Origin of the sequence: Sphingomonas nostoxanthinifaciens, from assembly GCF_019930585.1 — a bacterium.
Taxonomy (GTDB): Bacteria; Pseudomonadota; Alphaproteobacteria; order Sphingomonadales; family Sphingomonadaceae; genus Sphingomonas_I; species Sphingomonas_I nostoxanthinifaciens.
The window spans coordinates 296,972-315,867 of the sequence record NZ_CP082839.1; the positions used below are offsets into that span (position 1 = coordinate 296,972).

Below are 18,896 nucleotides of genomic sequence, written 5' to 3' on the forward strand. Positions count from 1 at the left end.
GCTGGATCACTCCGCCGCTTCGGCCAGGTCGTCGCCGTCCTCGTTGGTGGTGAGGTCGACGTTAAGGCCGAGCGAGCGCATTTCCTTGACGAGCACGTTGAAGCTCTCGGGGATGCCGGCCTCGAACGTATCGTCGCCCTTGACGATCGCCTCGTAGACCTTGGTGCGGCCGACCACGTCGTCGGACTTCACCGTCAGCATCTCCTGCAGCGTGTAGGCGGCGCCATAGGCCTGGAGCGCCCACACCTCCATCTCGCCGAAGCGCTGGCCGCCGAACTGCGCCTTGCCGCCCAGCGGCTGCTGGGTGACGAGGCTGTACGGCCCGATCGAACGTGCGTGGATCTTGTCGTCCACAAGGTGGTGCAGCTTCAGCATGTAGATGTAGCCGACGGTCACCTTGCGATCGAACGCCTCGCCCGAGCGGCCGTCATACAGCGTCGACTGGCCCGACGTGGCATAGCCCGCCTTGGTCAGCATCGCCGACACGTCCGCCTCGCGCGCACCGTCGAACACCGGGGTCGCCATCGGCACGCCGTTCTTCAGCAGCCCCGCCATCTCGACGACCTGATCGCCCGAAAGCGCGTCGATCTCGTCGTGATATTGCGGACCGTAGACGTCCTTCAGCCGCGCCACGACCGCCTCGGGGGCAGCACCGCCGGACGCGTTCGGATTGGCTTCGCGCCAATCCTCCAGCGCCTCGGTGATCTGCTTGCCCAGGCCACGCGAGGCCCAGCCGAGATGCGTCTCGAAGATCTGGCCGACGTTCATGCGGCTCGGCACGCCGAGCGGGTTCAGCACGATGTCGACGTGGGTGCCGTCCTCCAGGAACGGCATGTCCTCGATCGGCAGGATGCGGCTGATGACGCCCTTGTTGCCGTGACGGCCGGCCATCTTGTCGCCCGGCTGCAGCTTGCGCTTCACCGCGACGAACACCTTGACCATCTTCAGCACGCCCGGCGGCAGCTCGTCGCCGCGCTGCAGCTTCTCGACGCGGTCGTCGAACTTGCGGACGATCGCGGCGACGGCATCGTCATACTGCGCCTTGACCGCTTCCAGATCGCTCTGGCGGGCATCGTCGGCGACGGCGAACTTCCACCAGTCGCGCTTCTCGACCTCGTCGAGCAGGGTCTCGTCGATCACCGCGCCCTTGCGGACGCCCTTCGGACCCGACACGACCGTCTGGCCGGTCAGCATCTCGCGCAGGCGCGACCACGATGCGCGGTTGAGGATCGCGCGTTCGTCCTCGCGGTCCTTGGTCAGGCGGTCGATCTCCTCGCGCTCGATCGCGAGCGCGCGCTCGTCCTTGTCGATGCCGTGACGGTTGAAGACGCGGACGTCGACCACCGTGCCGGACACGCCCGGCGGCAGGCGCAGCGAGGTGTCGCGCACGTCGGACGCCTTTTCGCCGAAGATGGCGCGGAGCAGCTTCTCTTCCGGCGTCATCGGGCTTTCGCCCTTCGGCGTGATCTTGCCGGCGAGGATGTCGCCCGGCTCGACCTCGGCCCCGACATAGACGATGCCCGCCTCGTCGAGGTTGCGCAGCGCCTCTTCACCCACGTTCGGGATGTCGCGGGTGATGTCCTCCGGCCCGAGCTTCGTATCGCGGGCCATCACCTCGAACTCGTCGATGTGGATCGACGTGAACACGTCGTCCTTCACGATCCGCTCGGAGATCAGGATCGAATCCTCGTAGTTGTAGCCGTTCCACGGCATGAACGCGACGAGGGTGTTGCGGCCCAGCGCCAGCTCGCCGAACTCGGTCGACGGGCCGTCGGCGATGATGTCGCCCGCCTTCACCACGTCGCCCACCTTCACCAGCGGACGCTGGTTGATGCAGGTCGACTGGTTCGAGCGCTGGAACTTCATCAGCGTGTAGATGTCGACGCCCGACTTGCCGGCATCGATGTCGCCGGTGGCGCGCACCACGATGCGGGCGGCGTCGACCTGGTCGACGATGCCCAGCCGGCGGGCGGCGATGGCGGCGCCGCTGTCGCGGGCGACCGTCTCCTCCATGCCGGTGCCGACGAACGGCGCCTCGGCCTTGACCAGCGGCACGGCCTGGCGCTGCATGTTCGAGCCCATCAGCGCGCGGTTGGCGTCGTCATTCTCCAGGAAGGGAATGAGCGAGGCCGCGACCGACACGAGCTGCTTGGGGCTGACGTCCATCAGCGTGATGTGGCCGCGCGGCGCCATCAGGAACTCGCCGCTCTCGCGTGCCGAGACCAGATCCTCCTGGAAATGGCCCTCGGCGTCGAGCTCGGCATTGGCCTGCGCGATCGTGTGCTTGGCTTCTTCCATCGCCGACAGATAGACGACGTCGTTCGTCACCTTGCCGTCGATGATCTTGCGGTACGGCGTCTCGATGAAGCCATACTTGTTTACGCGGCTGAACGACGCGAGCGAGTTGATCAGGCCGATGTTCGGGCCTTCTGGCGTCTCGATCGGGCAGATGCGGCCATAGTGGGTCGGGTGGACGTCGCGGACTTCGAAGCCCGCGCGCTCACGCGTGAGACCGCCCGGCCCGAGCGCCGAGACGCGACGCTTGTGCGTCACTTCGGAGAGCGGGTTGGTCTGGTCCATGAACTGCGACAGCTGCGACGAACCGAAGAATTCGCGCACCGCGGCGACCGCGGGCTTCGCGTTGATCAGGTCGTTCGGCATGACGGTCGACACGTCGACCGAGCTCATGCGCTCCTTCACCGCGCGCTCCATGCGGAGCAGGCCGACGCGATACTGGTTCTCGAGCAGCTCGCCCACCGAACGCACGCGGCGGTTGCCGAGATTGTCGATGTCGTCGATCTCGCCGCGGCCGTCCTTCAGGTTGACCAGCGTCTTGACCACCGCGAGGATATCCTCGGTGCGCAGCGTCGTGACCGTGTCCTCGACGTCGAGGTCGAGACGCATGTTGAGCTTCACGCGGCCGACGGCCGACAGGTCGTAGCGCTCGGGATCGAAGAACAGGCCGGCGAACAGCGCCTCGGCGGTCTCCTTCGTCGGCGGCTCGCCGGGGCGCATGACGCGATAGATTTCGGACAGCGCATGATCGCGCTCCTCGACCTTGTCGGCCTTGAGCGTATTGCGCATCCATGCGCCGGTCGAGATGTGGTCGATGTCGAGCAGGTCGACATGGTCGAAGCCGGCGCCGTCGAGCTTCTCGAGATTCTCGGGCGTAACCTCGTCGCCGGCCTCGATGTAGATGCGGCCGGTGGCTTCGTCGATCAGCTCGAACGCCGAATAGCGACCGTAAATCTCTTCGGTCGGGATCAGCAGCGTCGTCAGCCCGTCCTTCGCCGCCTTGTTGGCCGCGCGCGGGGAAATCTTGGTGTTCGCGGGGAAGACGACCTCGCCGGTGTCGCCATTGACGACATCGAAGCCCGGCTTCTGGCCGCGCCAATTCTCGGAGACGAACGGCACCTTCCACCCGCCATCGCCACGAACGTAGCGCTGCGTGCGGTAGAAGTGGGTGAGGATTTCCTCGTCGTTCAGGCCCAGCGCGTAGAGCAGGGTCGTCACCGGCAGCTTGCGCTTGCGGTCGATGCGGACGTTGACGATGTCCTTGGCGTCGAACTCGAAATCGAGCCACGAGCCACGATACGGGATCACGCGCGCCGCGAAGAGATACTTGCCCGAGGCGTGGGTCTTGCCGCGGTCATGGTCGAACAGCACGCCCGGCGAACGGTGCATCTGCGAGACGATCACGCGCTCGGTGCCGTTGATGATGAACGTGCCGTTCTGCGTCATGAGCGGCATGTCGCCCATGTAGACGTCCTGCTCCTTGATATCGAGCACGGAGCGGGTGTCGGTGTCGGCGTCGACCTCGAACACGATCAGGCGCAGCGTCACGCGCATCGGCGCCGCGAAGGTGATGCCGCGCTGGCGGCACTCGTCGATGTCGTACTTCGGCTCTTCCAGCTCGTAGGTCACGAAATCGAGCTCGGCGGTGCCGGCGAAGTCGCGGATCGGGAAGACCGAGCGCAGGGTCTTCTCGAGACCCGAAATGTAGCCGATCGAGGGATCGGAGCGCAGGAACTGCTCGTAGCTTTCGCGCTGCACCTCGATCAGGTTCGGCATCTGCACGACTTCGTGGATGTTGCCGAAGACCTTGCGGATGCGCTTCTTCGCTGCAGTCAGCGCGGGGGGGAGGGCCTGAGTCGCCATCGATCTTCCTCTTGGTGCCGGACGGAGCCGGATCAGATTTCTTCCGCCTCGCTGCGGAAACGCGGCCGAAGCGTGGGGTGCATTCCACGCAAAAAAGTGCGGATCCGGGCCATCGGAACCGCACTGCAGCGTCTGGGAAGTCCTCCGTCGCCCCAATTCGTCGCGGCCCGTGCGCTAACCGGGCCGTGTCCCGAGGCGGGACGGAGGATGGGGCGTCATACGCGACTCCCGCATCGTCGCTTTGCCATGTAGGGATTTTTCAACGGAGGTAAAGGGGGTGCGACCGGACGCTGAAACCTTCGCTTGCCGCCGCGATAGCACAATCCGTCTTATCAGCGGCGGCGCGCGCTTCCATATCGCCGCCATGCCCGATCCGTCTCCGTCCGATCTTCTCGACTCCCTCCGTACCGCCGCGGTCGAGGCCGGCGCCGCCGTGCTGCGCCACCGCGCGGCGGGCGTCCACGCCGAGGAGAAGGCCGACCATTCCCCCGTCACCGCCGCCGATCGCGAGGCCGAGGCGATCGTCCTGCGCCATCTGGCAGCGGTCGCGCCGGGCGTGCCGGTTGTGGCGGAGGAGGAAGCCGCCGCCGGCCGCATCCCGCAGGCGGGCGACCGCTTCTTTCTGGTCGATCCACTCGACGGCACCAAGGAATATGTCGGCGGCGGCGACGACTTCACCGTCAACATCGCGCTGATCGAGCGGGGCGCGCCGGTGCTGGGGGTCGTCTACGCCCCCGCCCGCGCCCGTCTGTTTTGGGGCGACGTGGTGGCGGGCGAGGCGTGGCAGGCGACCCAGCCAGTCGACGGAGCCGCCGACGAGGTGCGCCGCATCGCCTGCACTGCGCCCGCGGGCGGGTTGCGCGCGGTCGCATCCAAATCGCACGGCACCCCCGCGACCGAATCCTACCTCACCGCCTGCAAGGCCGGCGCACGCCTGTCGGTCGGCTCCAGCCTCAAGTTCGTGCTGGTGGCGGCGGGTGAGGCGGACATCTATCCGCGCGCCGGGCCGACGATGGAGTGGGACACGGCCGCGGGCGATGCGGTGCTGCGCGCGGCGGGCGGCATGACCTTCGATCTCGACGGCGCGCCGCTGGCCTATGGCAAGCCGCATTTCTTCAATCCGGGCTTCGTCGCCGCCGGCCGCTGCACGGCGGTGCCCTTGCGCGATCATTATCCCGATGCGCCGACCGTGCCGGGGGTGCGGGCATGAGCGCCGCGCTGACCCATTTGCAGCGGCTGGAGGCCGAGAGCATCCACATCCTGCGCGAGGTGGTCGCTACCGCCGAGCGGCCGGTGATGCTCTATTCGGTCGGCAAGGATTCGGCGGTGATGCTGCACCTTGCGCGCAAGGCCTTCTATCCGTCGCCGCCGCCTTTCCCTTTGCTCCATGTCGATACGACGTGGAAATTCGGGGACATGTACGCGCTGCGCGACCGCATGGCGGCCGAGAGCGGGATGGAGCTGATCGTCCACCGCAATCCCGACGCGATGGCGCGCGGCATCAACCCGTTCGACCATGGCAGCCTCCACACCGACCTGTGGAAGACCGAGGGGCTGAAGCAGGCGCTCGACCAGCATGGCTTCGACGCGGCGTTCGGCGGCGCGCGCCGCGACGAGGAGAAGAGCCGCGCCAAGGAGCGCATCTTCTCGTTCCGTTCGGCCGCGCACCGCTGGGATCCGAAGAACCAGCGGCCCGAACTATGGAACCTCTACAATGCCCGCCATGCGAAGGGTGAGAGCATCCGCGTCTTCCCGATCTCCAACTGGACCGAGCTCGACATCTGGCAATATATCCATCTCGAGAGCATCCCGATCGTCCCGCTCTATTTCGCGGCGAAGCGCCCGACGGTGGAGCGCGACGGGCTGCTGCTGATGGTCGACGACGATCGCTTCCGCCTTGCGCCCGGCGAGGTGCCGGTCGAGCGCTCGATCCGCTTCCGCACGCTGGGCTGCTACCCGCTCACCGGCGCGGTCGAGAGCGAGGCGACGACCCTGCCCGAGGTGATCCAGGAGATGCTCCTGACCACCACGTCCGAGCGACAGGGCCGCGCGATCGATCGCGACGCCGGCAGCGCGAGCATGGAGAAGAAGAAGCAGGAGGGCTATTTCTGATGAGCGATGCTCCGCTTTCCCGTCATCCCGGCGAAGGCCGGGATCCAGCCGCTGACGTGGACCTGGACCCCGGCCTTCGCCGGGGCGACGACAATGCCTATCAGGCCGACGCGCTGATCGCGGCGGACATCGACGCCTATCTCGAGCGGCATCGCCACAAGAGCTTGCTGCGCTTCATCACCTGCGGCAGCGTCGACGACGGGAAGTCGACGCTGATCGGCCGCCTGCTCTACGATTCGAAGATGATCTTCGAGGATCAGCTGGCGGCGCTCGAGGCGGATTCGAAGCGCGTCGGCACGCAGGGGCAGAATATCGACTTCGCCTTGCTGGTTGACGGCCTCGCCGCCGAGCGCGAGCAGGGCATCACGATCGACGTCGCCTACCGGTTCTTCGCGACCGACCGGCGCAAGTTCATCGTCGCCGACACGCCCGGCCACGAACAATATACGCGCAACATGGTGACCGGCGCATCGACCGCCGATCTCGCCGTCATCCTGATCGACGCGCGCAAGGGCGTGCTGACGCAGACGCGGCGGCACAGCTACCTCGCGCACCTGATCGGCGTCCGCCATCTGGTACTCGCGGTCAACAAGATGGACCTGGTCGGCTACGACCAGCCGACCTACGACGCGATCGTCGCCGATTATGCCGCCTTCGCGCAGTCGATCGGGATCGAGGGCTTCACGCCGATCCCGATCTCGGGCTTCGTCGGCGACAACATCACCGCGCGCTCGGCCAACACGCCATGGTATGACGGGCCGACGCTGATGGCGCATTTGGAGGCGGTCGAGGTCGACGCCACCGCCGATCAGGCCAGGCCGTTTCGGCTGCCGGTGCAGTGGGTCAACCGGCCCAATCTCGATTTCCGCGGCTTCTCGGGGCTGATCGGCGCCGGCACGGTGCGGCCGGGCGATGCGGTGCGCGTGTTGCCGTCGGGGCGGACCTCGACCGTCGCGCGCATCGTCACGCTCGACGGCGATCTGGCTGAGGCGGTCGCGGGCCAGTCGGTCACGCTGACGCTGGCGGACGAGGTCGACTGCAGCCGTGGCGACGTCATCGCCGCCGCCGATGCCCCGCCCGAGGCCGCCGACCAGTTCGAGGCGACGATCGTGTGGATGGCGGAGGAAGCGCTGCTGCCCGGCCGTGCCTACTGGCTGCAATCGGCGACGCAGACCGTGTCCGCCACGGTGCAGCCGCCCAAATATCAGGTCAACGTCAACACGCTGGAGCATCTTGCGGCGAAGACGCTGGAGCTGAACGCGATCGGCGTCGCCAATCTGTCGACCGACCGCCCGTTGGTGTTCGCGCCTTATGCCGAGGATCGCACGCTCGGCGGCTTCATCCTGATCGACAAGCTGACCAACGCCACCGTCGCTGCGGGCATGCTGCACTTCGCGCTGCGCCGCGCGCAGAATATCCACCGTCAGGCGACCGAGCGCACGCGCGAGCATCACGCCGCGCTCAAGCACCAGCAGCCGGCGGTTTTGTGGTTCACGGGCCTGTCCGGCGCAGGCAAGTCGACCATCGCCGATCTGGTCGAGCAGAAGCTGGCGCGGATGAACCGCCACACCTTCCTGCTCGACGGCGACAATGTGCGCCACGGGCTCAACCGCGATCTGGGTTTTACCGATGCCGACCGGGTCGAGAATATCCGACGCGTCGGCGAAGTCGCGCGGCTGATGGCCGATGCCGGGCTGATCGTGCTGACCGCTTTCATCTCGCCCTTCCGCGCCGAGCGCGCGATGGTGCGCAGCATGCTGCCCGCGGGCGAGTTCGTCGAGATCCATATCGACACGCCGCTGGCCGACGCCGAGGCGCGCGACGTGAAGGGCCTGTATGCCAAGGCGCGCGCGGGCACGCTGAAGAACTTCACCGGCATCGACAGCCCCTACGAAGCCCCCGACGCCCCCGAAATCCGCATCGACACCAGCACGATGACGGCGGACGAGGCGGCGGAATTGATCGTGCGCTACCTCATCCCCTGACGGGTTGACGGCGCTCCCGCGGTTGCCCCAGCATGGCGGCGATTTCGTGGGGGAATGGATGAAGCGGATCGTTATGGCGTCGGCGCTCGCAATGGCGTCGGCGGCCGCAGCGCCTGTCGGGGCGGTGTGCACGCGCGGGTTGAAGGCAGAGTTGCCGATCACCTTCAATGGTCTCCGGCCGATGGTGCCGACCAAGGTCAACGGCTTTGACAAGACCTTCCTGCTCGACAGCGGCGCCTTCTGGAGCACGATCACGCACGAGGATGCCGCCAAATTCGGGATGAAGCTCTCCGCGCAGGGCAAGGGCTACGAGATCATCGGCATCGGCGGGAGCGAGAATACCGGCATCGCGGCGGCGCAGACGCTGACACTGTCGGGACGGACCATCGCGGCATCGGGAAGCTATCCGGGCTTCCTGCAGTTTCTGCTCGGCAGCGGGAGCGTGCTCGGCCAGAACATCCTCAATTCCGGCGATACCGAATATGATCTGGGCCAGGGCGTCGTGCGGCTGATCCAGGCGACGGGCTGCGATGCCGACCAGAGCCCCTATTGGGCCAGGAACGGAACGGCCTATTCGGTGATCGGCATCGAGCCGGTCGAGCGGAACTGGCATATTCGCGGCCAGGTGATCGTGAACGGCGTCACGATGAAGGCGATCTTCGATACCGGCGCGTCGACGTCGGTCCTCAGCCTGCCTGCCGCCGCGCGCGTCGGCGTCAAGCCGTCCAGTCCGGGGGTAGTGCCGGCCGGGCTGGCGCATGGCTTCGGCGCGCGATCGCGCGACACGTGGATCGGCCCGTTCGCGTCGTTCAAGGTCGGCGACGAAGAGATTCGCAACACCCGCCTGCGGATCGGCGATCTGGGCGGGGATATCGACGTCGACATGCTGCTCGGCGCGGATTTCTTCCTCTCGCACCACGTCTACGTGTCTAAGAGCCAGCACAAACTCTACTTCACCTATAATGGCGGCCCGGTCTTCAACCTGTCGGTGCAGGACGGTGCGGCACCCGCGCCATCGACGGCCAACCAGCCGAAGCTTGCCGATGCCGAGAGCTATGCCCGGCGCGCGTCGGCCTCGGTCGCACGCGGCGACCGGGCGGATGCGCTGGCGGATATGGCGCAGGCGATCGCGCTGGCGCCGAACGAGTCGCGTTACCTGCTCGGGCGCGCGGCGATGTACCGCGAAGGGGGCAATCTTGCGCTTGCACGCAAGGATCTCGACGCCGCGCTGGCGATTGACCCGAAGAATGTCGAGGCACTGCTCGCCAGCGCGCGGATGCGCGTGGGTGCGGACAAGCCGGCATTGGCACGCCGGGATCTCGACGCGCTCGCATCGATATTGCCGGCGGACGCCGACGAGCAGCGGTTTCTGGGCGGTCTTTACGGCGATATCGACGCGTTCGAGCCGGGGATCGCGCATCTGACGTTGTGGCTCGACGCGCATCGGCAAAGCGGGCTGCGCGCCGCTCTGCTCAACGAGCGCTGCTGGCTGCGTGGTCTCGCCGGACGCGAACTGGCCGAAGGACTGGCCGACTGCAACGAGGCGCTGCGGGGGAACGCAAAGGATGGCGCTATGCTCGACAGCCGCGGGCTGATCCGGCTCCGGCAGGGCGATCTGGCGGGCGCGAAGGCCGATTACGATGCGGCGCTGAAGCTCGACCCGAAGCTTGCCGCTTCGCTCTACGGTCACGGGTTGGTGGAATTGCGCCAGGGCCAGAAGGCCGCGGGCGACAAGGATATCGCCGCCGGCATCGCGATCGACCCCAAAGGAATCGATCGTCTGAAGCGTAACGGCATCGCCGCCTGACGACTTCTCAAACGAAAAGGGCGGCCCCGCGGGACCGCCCTTCGCATTCACGAAACGACAGGCGTCAGGCGCCGGCCGGGGTCGGCTCGCCCCAGCCGCCGGGGCGGCGGCTCTTGGGGATCGAGGAGCCGCCGGCCGCCAGCGCGCGCGGCGCGCGGAGCTTCGGATCCTCGCGGCCGATATCGTCGCCGGCGATGGCACGCTTGGCCTCGTCGCCGTTGAGCGTCTCATATTCCAGCAGGGCCGAAGCCAGCCGGTGCAGCTCGTCGAGATTGTCGGTCAGCACCTGGCGGGCATGGTTCTCGCCCTCTTCGACCAGGCGGCGGACTTCGCTGTCGATCAGCCGCGCGGTCTCTTCGGACATATGCTGGTTGCGCGCGACCGAGTGGCCGAGGAACACCTCGTCCTGATTGTCGCGATAGCGCAGCCAGCCGAGCTTCTCGCTCATGCCATATTCCATGACCATCGAGCGGGCCATGTCGGTCGCCTGCTGGATGTCGTTGGACGCGCCGGTGTTGAGCTCGTCCGCGCCGTAGATCAGCTGCTCGGCGATGCGGCCGCCGAAGCAGAGCGCGAGCCGCGCCTTCATCTGCTTCATCGTCATCGAATAACGGTCGCGCTCGGGCAGGTTCCACGTCACGCCCAGCGCGCGGCCGCGCGGGATGATGGTGACCTTGTGCAGCGGATCGCAGCCGGGGACGTGCAGCGAGACGAGCGCATGGCCGGCCTCGTGGAACGCGGTCGCGCGCTTCTCGTCCTCGGTCATGATCATCGATTTGCGCTCGGCGCCCATCATGACCTTGTCCTTGGCTTCCTCGAACTCGCGCATCGCGATCAGACGCTTGCCCTTGCGTGCGGCGAGCAAAGCGGCCTCGTTGGCGAGGTTGGCGAGATCCGCGCCCGAGAAGCCCGGCGTGCCGCGCGCGATCGTGCGCGCATCGACGTCGGGTGCCAGCGGCAGCTTCTTCATGTGGACGTCGAGGATCTTCTCGCGGCCCTCGATATCGGGCTTGGGCACCACGACCTGGCGGTCGAAGCGGCCCGGACGCAGCAGAGCGGGATCGAGCACGTCGGGGCGGTTGGTCGCCGCCACGATGATGATGCCCTCGTTCGCCTCGAAGCCGTCCATCTCGACCAGCAGCTGGTTCAGCGTCTGCTCGCGCTCGTCATTGCCGTTGCCGAGGCCGGCGCCGCGATGGCGGCCGACCGCGTCGATCTCGTCGATGAAGACGATGCACGGCGCGCTCTTCTTCGCCTGCTCGAACATGTCGCGCACGCGGCTGGCGCCGACGCCGACGAACATCTCGACGAAATCGGAACCGGAAATGGTGAAGAACGGCACCTTCGCCTCACCCGCGATCGCGCGGGCGAGCAGGGTCTTGCCGGTGCCGGGCGAGCCGACCAGCAGCGCGCCCTTCGGGATCTTGCCGCCGAGGCGGGCGAACTTGGAGGGATCGCGCAGGAAATCGACGATCTCCTGCAATTCCTCGCGCGCCTCGTCGATGCCGGCGACGTCGTCGAACGTGACGCGGCCCTGCTTCTCGGTCAGCATCTTGGCGCGGCTCTTGCCGAAGCCCATCGCGCCCGAGCCGGCATTCTTCTGCATCTGGCGCATCACCAGATAGCCGATGCCGACGATGATGAGGAACGGCATCGCCTGGACGAGGACGTACTGCCACAGGCTCGCCTGCTCCTCCGGCCGGGCGCGGAAGGTCACGCCCTTGCCGGCGAGACGCTGGATCAGCGTGGGATCATTGGCGGGGGCATAGGTCTTGAACTGCGCGCCGTTCGAATATTTGCCGACGATCACGCCGTTGCCGATGTCGGCCTCGCGCACCGAGCCCGAGTCGACCGCCTGCAGGAAGTCGGAATAAGCGACGCTCTCGCCCGCCGATTTGCTGCCGCCGCCTTCGAACAGCGAGACAAACAATACGATCGCAAGGAGAATTCCGAGCCATATGGCCAGATTCTTCATCAGGGGGTTGGTGCCCTGCGGCTCCTTGTCGTCCTTCATCGCGTGCGCCCGCCTTTCATGGAACCGACAAGATAAGCGCGCAGACGTTAATGGCAATGGAACAGCCGCGATCCATATTATCGGTGGAACGGCGCCTGCGTGAGCCGCCACGGCGGCCCGGGATCGCAGCGCAGGCCGACCAACGTCCCGACGCGTCCGCCGTCGAGCGTATCGAGCAGCCGATCGAGCGCGTCGCCGCGCGGCGGCCGATCGGGGGCGAGCCGTGCGATGCCCGCGAGCAGCAGCCGGCGGCGATGCTCGCGCGGCAGCGCCAACGGATCGATCGACACGAACGCCTCGCCCTGCGTGATGCGCGCCGCGGCGAGATGCGCCGCCGTCCACGCGAGCGCCTCCTCCGCCTCCGCCAGCCGATCCGCCACCGCGGCGAGCCGCGCCGCGGCGGGCCACCCTTGCGCCAACAATGCGCGGGCGCGGGTGCGATCGAAGCGCGGGTCGAGGTTCGAGGGGTCGCGCGCCGGTGTCAGGCCGGCTTCGGCCACTAAAGCCTCCAGCTCGGCCTTGGTCCAGTCGAGCAGCGGGCGGACCAACTCTACGCCGGGCGCGCCGTCCAGCGGCCGGCGGCGGCGGATGCCGGAGAGGCCGGCAATGCCCGCGCCGCGCACTAGCCGCATCAACACGGTCTCGGCCTGATCGTCCTGGTGGTGCGCGGTCGCGAGCATGGCCGCGCCTTCGCCCGCCGCCCAGCGCGCGAGCGCGGCGTAGCGCGCCGCGCGCGCCGCCGCCTGCAGCCCGGCCGGATCGTCGGCGACTTCGACCGTCAGGATCGCATGCGGTACGCCGAGCGTGCGGCAGACCTCTGCCACCATCATCGCCTCGGCACGCGCCTCGAGCCGCAGCCCATGGTCGACGGTCGCGGCGATCACCGTATCCGGCCGCGCCGCGTGCGCGAGCAGCAGCAATGCGAGGCTGTCGGGGCCGCCGGAGACGGCAAGCGCGAGCCGGTCGGACGGCGCGAGGCCGGTCAGCGCCTGCGCGAAGCGATCGAGATGGTCGCTACCGCCCATCCGTCATCCCGGCGGAGGCCGGGATCCAGGTCAGGGTAATGGTCGATCGCAGAGCGTTGCCGCATCCGTGCCGCCGTCCTGGATCCCGGCCTGTGCCGGGATGACGGGGCGCTGCGGCGGTGCGCGTCACTTGCACTTGGCGTCGCGGCGGCCGGCGGCGACCTTCTGCTTCAGGCTGTCGGGCACCTTGTCGCCATAGGCGCTGTCGAGCTCGTCATAGACGCGGCAGGCGTCGCTGGTCTTCTTGAGCTGGTAGAGCGACTGGCCGAGATAATAGAGGCTGTCGGGCGCACGGTCGCCGCGCGGATTGGTCTGGTAATTGGCGGCGAACGTCTCGGCGGCGCGCGCAGGCTGGCCGTCGTCGAGATAGGCGCGGCCGAGCAGATTCTGTGCATAGCTGGCGCGCTTGCTCTTCGGATATTTGGCGACGACCGCCTTCAGCGCGGTCTCGGCGTCGGCGAACTTCTTCTGCGACCACAGGCGATAGCCGGCCATGTAGGCGTCCTCGGCCGGATCGCCGCTCGCGGCGCCGGCATCGGCCGCGGGCGCGGGCGTCTCGTCGACCGGTTCGGCGATCAGCTTGGCGGGGCGTCCCGGTGGCGGCGTGGTCTTGCCGCTTTTGGTGGGCCGTGCCGGGGCGGGGCCGGTATCGACGAACGGCGCCGGCGCGGGTGCAGCGAGCGCCGGCGGCGGGGCGGATGCCGCCTCCAGCGTCTTCAGGCGCGTGTCGAATTCCTGCCGGTCGCGCGCGCTCTGTTCGGACATGATCTGCAGCCGATGCTCGGCCTCCTCGACGCGGCCGGTCATCTGCGACACCGCGCGCTCGAGATCGCTGACGCGCGCCGTCAGGTCGTTGAGCGGCGCGCTCGCCGGCAGGCCGGCCGCCGCCTGCGGTGCGGGCGCGGCGATCTCGGGCTCCGAATAAGCGGGCGCTCCGCCGGGGAAGACCTTGCGTTGCACGGCCTTCAGCTCGCGCTCGACCCGGTCGACGCGCTGGTCGAGGCCCGGCTTGGAATCGGCCCACGCCGGCGATGCCGCCGATGCGAGCAGAAGGACGATGCCGAGGCGAAGGCGGGTCATGCGGGCTCCCAATGGATATGCGGGCGGCGCTGCCCGCTCACGCCCCAAGCATAATCAAGCTGACGCGCGGGTGAAGCGCTTCAGTTCGCGCCGTTGTCGACCGGGGTCGGCGCGTCGGCCGGCGGCTGCGTCGCGGGTGCGGGCGTCGCGACGCGCGCCAGCAGCGCGTCGGCCTTGAGCGACACGTTCTTGGCGGCGCGATCGGGATCGCCCACGGGCGGGATCGGCGTCGCGCCGACGGTGATGGTGGTCACGCCCGGCCGCCCGGTGGTGAGCATCGGCGCGACCGCCGTGGCGGGCACCTCGAAATGATCGGAGGTTTTCAGCAGCCCCATGAACAGCGTCTTCCCGCTATCCTCCACCTTGATCCACACGTCCTGCGTCGCCCCGATCACCACCGGGCCGCCGATGGCGGGCGCGGCCGGGGCCGGAGCGGCCGGCTGAGGCGCAGGTGTAGTGGCGGCGACGGGCGGAGTGGCCGGCCGGTCGCTCGACGTTGCGGCAAGCTCGGTCGGCGCCTCGGACTGCGATCCGCGCCAGTAGAGATAGCCGAGCCCGGCCACGATCGCGATCAGCAGCACGACCAGCGCGAGCCCGGCGGGCGGCGTCCGGTGCGGATCGGCCGGCTCGTAGGTCATCACGTTCTGGCGCACCACCGTCGCGCCGCCCATCTCCTCGCGGAAATCCTGCGACAGGCGCTGCCCGTCCAGCCCGAGCAGTCGGGCGTAGCTCTTGACGAAACCGGCGCTGTAGGTCGCGGCGGGAAGCCCCGAATAATCGCCCTCCTCGATCGCGGCGAGATGGCGGATCGGAATGCGCGTGCGCTGGGCGACATCGGTCAGCTCCAGCCCTTCAGCTTCGCGTGCCGCTCGCAGTCGATCTCCCACGCGTTCGTCGAATGCGCCCGCCTCGCCCTGATCGCTCACTTAACCTCCGGCCGCGGTATGCTGACTAATCTGAATCAGGGAAGGCATAGTCAAACGCCCCTGTCAAATCGGACCCTGCCGCCATCCGCCCTCACGCAATGCGGACGTCGTTCGCGGTCGCCCAATGGGTAAGCTCGGCGCGCATGTCGCGCGGCGGGTGGACGAGCCATTCCGACATCACCCGCCGGATCGCGGACAGGTCGACCGAGCGGACCATCGCCTTGACCGGGCCGATCGCCGCGGGCGTGATCGACAGTCGTTCGATCCCGATCCCGATCAGCGCCAATGCCTCCAGCGCGCGCCCGCCCATCTCGCCGCACACGCCGACCGGCACGCCCGCCGCGTCGGACTGACGCACCACCCGCGCGAGGAAGCGCAGGATGGCGGGCGACAGCCAGTCGTAGCGTTCGGCCAGCTTGGGATGGGCCCGATCGGCCGCGAACAGGAATTGCGTGAGATCGTTGGTGCCGATCGAGAGGAAGTCGATCTGGGGCAGCAATATGTCGAGGCTCTCCGCCAGCGCCGGCACCTCGAGCATCGATCCGTAGCGGACGGCGAGCGGCAGGGCCTTGCCCTTGCGCGCGACGCGCGCGCGCTGCGCCTCGAACAAGGCGCGCGCCTGCTCGAACTCCCACGGCTCGGACACCATCGGGAACATGACGTTCAGCGTGCGGCCGCCGGCCGCGGCGATCAGCGCCTCGGCCTGCGCCTTCATCAGCGCGTCGCGCTCCAGCGCCAGCCGGATCGCGCGCCAGCCCATCGCCGGATTCTCCTCGTCAGGATCGTCCGCATTCATGTAGGGCAGCACCTTGTCGCCGCCGATGTCGACCGTGCGGAAGATCACTGGCCGGTCGCCCGCGGCGTCCAGCACGTCGCGATAGATGCGCTGCTGGCGCTCGCGCTTGGGGAATTCGGCCGAGATCAGGAACTCGAACTCGGTGCGGAACAGGCCGATGCCGTCGGCACCGGTCGTGTCGAGCGCGGCGACATCGTCGCGCAGCCCCGCATTGACCATCAGGGTGATGCGCGTGCCGTCCAGCGTCACCGGCGGCAGGTCGCGCATCGCGGCGAACTCGGCGCGCCTTTTCTGCCCCAGCGCGAGCTTCGCGTCGAACGCCTCCTCGGTGGTGGCGACCGGGCGGACGAAAGCGGCGCCCTGACCCGCGTCGAGCAGCACCATGTCGCCCTCGGCGATGGTCCGGCGGGCGTCGCGCACCCGGCCCAACACCGGAACGCCCATCGCGCGCGCGACGATCACGACATGCGCCGTCAGCGATCCCTCCTGCAGGATCACGCCCTTCAGCCGCCGGCGATCATATTCCAGCAATTCGGCCGGCCCCAGATTGCGCGCGATCAGGACCGAGTCGCGGCGCAGGCCGAGCTGGGCGGCGGTGCCGAGCTGGCCCGAAACCATGCGCAGCAGCCGGTTCGAGAGATCCTCCAGATCGTGCATGCGATCGGCGAGCAGCGGGTCGTCGATCTCGCGCATCCGCATCCGCGTGCGCTGCTGGACGCGCTCGATCGCCGCTTCGGCGGTCAGGCCCGAGTCGATCGCCTCGTTGATGCGACGGCTCCAGCCCTCGTCGTAGGCGAACATCTTGTAGGTGGCGAGAATGTCCTGATGCTCGCCCGCCACGCCAAACTCGGCCTGGCTCATCATGCGGTCGATCTGGTCGCGCATCTTGTCGAAGGCCGAATAGACGCGGCGGCGCTCGGCCTCCGTATCCTCCGCCATCATATGCTCGACCACGACGCGCGGCTGGTGGAAGACGGCATAGCCGGCGCCCATCCCGTCGACCAGCTTGAGGCCGCTCAGGCGGATCGCGCCCTGATCGCGGGCATCGGCGCTGCGCGCGGCCGCCTCGTCGATCAGGCCGGCGCCGGCGATCAGCTCGGCCAGCACCATCGCGACGGTCTGCAGCGCCTCGATCTCGACATCGTCGTAGCGGCGCGATGCGACGTGCTGCACGCACAGCACGCCGACCGAGCGCTCGGCGCGGACGATCGGCACCCCGGCGAAGCTGTGATAGAGATCCTCGCCGGTCTCCGGCTTGTACGAGAAATCGGGATGGCTGGTCGCCTCAGCGAGATTGAGCGTCTCGACATCCTCGGCGATCGTGCCGACCAGCCCCTCGCCCAGCGCGAGCGTGGTGACGTGCACCGCCTCCTGGTTGAGCCCGCGCGTGGCGTAGAGTTCCAGCACGCCGTCGCGCAGCAGGTAGATCGAGCAGACCTCGCTGTTGAGCGCTTCGCCGATGATCTGCACGACCTGATTGAGCTTCGCCTGCGCGGCGGTGCGCGCCGCCATCACGTCGTGCAGCCGCGTCAGGATCTCGCGCGCGGCGGACGTGGCGGAAGGAGCACCCATAAACCGGGGCTAACAGAAACCGGGCGCGCGGCAAATGCCTCGATCCGTCGCGTTTCCCCGCATCGGCCCAGCCGCATTAACCATCAGGCAGGATTATCGGATCATCCGGCCGGGGTGCGGATTTGACCAACGGAACGGACGAGCGACCGATGACCGACAGCATGGCTGGAACCTGGGGCACGGTGATCGATGAAATGCAGGCGGTGGAGCGTGGTCTGCCGCACGGCGAGATGTGGGCGGTCGATGCTGTCTACCACCTCGCCGTGCTGGTGTCGGGGCTGACCGACCATCTGCCCGACGAACAGCGGGCGACGCTGATCCACGTCGGCGCGCTGATCGCGCGCGAGGCGAACCGCGAGACGATGGCCGCGCTGCAGGCCGATCTGGTGCTGCGAAAGGTGGCGCCGCGCTAGGCTGGAGCCGTCAGGCTCCGCGTCGGGCCAGCGCGGCTTCGCCCTGATCGAGCAACGCGGCGACGATGTCTGCCACCGGTTCCTCCTTCGTCACCATGCCGACCGACTGACCGGCCATCACCGAGCCATGCTCGACGTCGCCGTCGATCACCGCACGGCGCAGCGCGCCGGCCCAATAATGTTCGATCTGGAGCTGCGCCTCGGCCATGGCGAGCCGCCCCTCGTCCAGCGCCTGCGCCACCTCGCGCTGCTTGGCCGAGAACAATTCACCGCCGGCATTCTTGAGCGCGCGCACCGGGATCACCGGCAGGCGCGGGTCGATCTGCACGCTCGCCACCGCGTCGCGCGCCGAGGCACGGATGAACGCCTTCTTGAAGTTCGGATGCGCGATGCACTCGGTCGCGCAGACGAAGCGCGTGCCGAGCTGGACGCCGGCTGCGCCCATTTCGAGATAACCCGCCATCGCCTCGCCGCGGCCGATGCCGCCGGCGACGAACACCGGCACCTGCTCGGCGATCTCGGGCAGCATCTCCTGTGCCAGCACGCTGGTCGAGACCGGGCCGATATGGCCACCGGCCTCCATTCCCTCGATCACCAGCGCATCGACGCCCGACCGGATCAGCTTCTTGGCAAAGGGCAGCGTCGGCGGGAAGCACAGCACCTTGGCGCCGCCGCCCTTGATCCGGTCGATCGCGCCGGCCGGCGGCAGCCCGCCCGCCAGCACGACATGGCCGACGCCGTGGCGTCCGCACACGTCGATCAGCTCCGCCAGCATCGGGTGCATCGTGATGAGGTTCACGCCGAACGGCCGGTCGGTCATCGCCTTGGTCGCGGCGATCTCGGCATCCAGCAGATCGGGCGTCATCGCGCCACACGCGATCACACCGAAGCCGCCCGCATTGGAGATGGCCGAGACGAGATGCCGTTCGGACACCCACGACATCGCGCCGGCCATGATCGCATGGGTGCTGCCGAGGAAGGCCGCACCGCGCGCCATCAGCGCGTCGA

Annotated in this window: 12 protein-coding genes; 5 read left to right on the plus strand and 7 right to left on the minus strand. The window is 68.2% G+C overall.

From position 1 onward, the window contains the following. Positions 1–6: 6 nt before the first annotated feature. Positions 7–4,158, minus strand: a complete 4,152-nt coding sequence (gene rpoB / locus K8P63_RS01420) for a DNA-directed RNA polymerase subunit beta (protein WP_223798111.1) — start codon at positions 4,156–4,158, stop codon at positions 7–9. A gap of 364 nt (positions 4,159–4,522) precedes the next feature. Between rpoB and cysQ the strand changes: the two genes are divergently transcribed. The 4 genes from cysQ to K8P63_RS01440 are packed head-to-tail and all read left to right on the plus strand — an operon-like array spanning position 4,523 to position 10,062. Next, positions 4,523–5,368, plus strand: a complete 846-nt coding sequence (gene cysQ / locus K8P63_RS01425) for a 3'(2'),5'-bisphosphate nucleotidase CysQ (protein WP_223798112.1) — start codon at positions 4,523–4,525, stop codon at positions 5,366–5,368. Then, positions 5,365–6,270: a sulfate adenylyltransferase subunit CysD gene (cysD, locus tag K8P63_RS01430; RefSeq protein ID WP_223798113.1), complete on the plus strand. Its 906-nt coding sequence runs from the start codon at positions 5,365–5,367 to the stop codon at positions 6,268–6,270. Before cysQ ends, cysD begins: the two co-directional genes overlap by 4 nt. Before the next feature lie 56 nt (positions 6,271–6,326). Beyond that, positions 6,327–8,255, plus strand: a complete 1,929-nt coding sequence (gene cysN, locus K8P63_RS01435) for a sulfate adenylyltransferase subunit CysN (RefSeq protein WP_317629336.1) — start codon at positions 6,327–6,329, stop codon at positions 8,253–8,255. A gap of 58 nt (positions 8,256–8,313) precedes the next feature. Then, the gene (locus tag K8P63_RS01440) at positions 8,314–10,062 is read left to right on the plus strand and encodes an aspartyl protease family protein (protein WP_223798114.1); all 1,749 of its coding nucleotides are present in this window, start codon (positions 8,314–8,316) and stop codon (positions 10,060–10,062) included. Between the two features lie 64 nt (positions 10,063–10,126). On the opposite strand, the gene ftsH is transcribed toward K8P63_RS01440, so the two are convergent. The 5 genes from ftsH to ptsP form a co-directional block, all read right to left on the minus strand. Then, positions 10,127–12,076, minus strand: coding sequence for an ATP-dependent zinc metalloprotease FtsH (gene ftsH / locus K8P63_RS01445; RefSeq protein WP_223798115.1), 1,950 nt, complete (start codon positions 12,074–12,076; stop codon positions 10,127–10,129). Between the two features lie 77 nt (positions 12,077–12,153). Beyond that, the gene (gene tilS, locus K8P63_RS01450; protein ID WP_223798116.1) at positions 12,154–13,101 is read right to left on the minus strand and encodes a tRNA lysidine(34) synthetase TilS; all 948 of its coding nucleotides are present in this window, start codon (positions 13,099–13,101) and stop codon (positions 12,154–12,156) included. A 126-nt stretch (positions 13,102–13,227) separates the two neighbouring features. Beyond that, on the minus strand, positions 13,228–14,181 hold the full coding sequence (locus K8P63_RS01455) for a tetratricopeptide repeat protein (protein WP_223798117.1): 954 nt from the start codon (positions 14,179–14,181) through the stop codon (positions 13,228–13,230). A gap of 80 nt (positions 14,182–14,261) precedes the next feature. Beyond that, positions 14,262–15,107 carry a helix-turn-helix domain-containing protein gene (locus tag K8P63_RS01460; RefSeq protein ID WP_223798118.1) on the minus strand — a complete coding sequence of 282 codons (846 nt, stop codon included), beginning with the start codon at positions 15,105–15,107 and terminating at the stop codon, positions 14,262–14,264. Positions 15,108–15,198: 91 nt separating this feature from the next. Next, entirely contained in the window at positions 15,199–17,475 is a 2,277-nt protein-coding gene (ptsP, locus tag K8P63_RS01465) for a phosphoenolpyruvate--protein phosphotransferase (RefSeq protein ID WP_223798119.1), read from the minus strand. 149 nt (positions 17,476–17,624) lie between these two features. Between ptsP and K8P63_RS01470 the strand changes: the two genes are divergently transcribed. Further along, positions 17,625–17,888: a hypothetical protein gene (locus K8P63_RS01470; RefSeq protein WP_223798120.1), complete on the plus strand. Its 264-nt coding sequence runs from the start codon at positions 17,625–17,627 to the stop codon at positions 17,886–17,888. Between the two features lie 10 nt (positions 17,889–17,898). Here K8P63_RS01470 and K8P63_RS01475 read toward each other — a convergent pair whose 3' ends face one another. Further along, on the minus strand, positions 17,899–18,885 hold the full coding sequence (locus K8P63_RS01475) for an NAD(P)H-dependent flavin oxidoreductase (RefSeq protein WP_223799922.1): 987 nt from the start codon (positions 18,883–18,885) through the stop codon (positions 17,899–17,901). Positions 18,886–18,896: the final 11 nt, after the last annotated feature.

Bases quoted from the DNA above. Each gene is read 5' to 3' on its own strand.
- rpoB (WP_223798111.1), bottom strand. From the start codon at position 4,158: ATGGCGACTCAGGCCCTCCCCCCCGCGCTGACTGCAGCGAAGAAGCGC.
- cysQ (WP_223798112.1), top strand. From the start codon at position 4,523: ATGCCCGATCCGTCTCCGTCCGATCTTCTCGACTCCCTCCGTACCGCC.
- cysD (WP_223798113.1), top strand. From the start codon at position 5,365: ATGAGCGCCGCGCTGACCCATTTGCAGCGGCTGGAGGCCGAGAGCATC.
- K8P63_RS01440 (WP_223798114.1), top strand. From the start codon at position 8,314: ATGAAGCGGATCGTTATGGCGTCGGCGCTCGCAATGGCGTCGGCGGCC.
- ftsH (WP_223798115.1), bottom strand. From the start codon at position 12,076: ATGAAGGACGACAAGGAGCCGCAGGGCACCAACCCCCTGATGAAGAAT.
- tilS (WP_223798116.1), bottom strand. From the start codon at position 13,101: ATGGGCGGTAGCGACCATCTCGATCGCTTCGCGCAGGCGCTGACCGGC.
- K8P63_RS01455 (WP_223798117.1), bottom strand. From the start codon at position 14,181: ATGACCCGCCTTCGCCTCGGCATCGTCCTTCTGCTCGCATCGGCGGCA.
- ptsP (WP_223798119.1), bottom strand. From the start codon at position 17,475: ATGGGTGCTCCTTCCGCCACGTCCGCCGCGCGCGAGATCCTGACGCGG.
- K8P63_RS01470 (WP_223798120.1), top strand. From the start codon at position 17,625: ATGACCGACAGCATGGCTGGAACCTGGGGCACGGTGATCGATGAAATG.
- K8P63_RS01475 (WP_223799922.1), bottom strand. From the start codon at position 18,885: ATGGCGCGCGGTGCGGCCTTCCTCGGCAGCACCCATGCGATCATGGCC.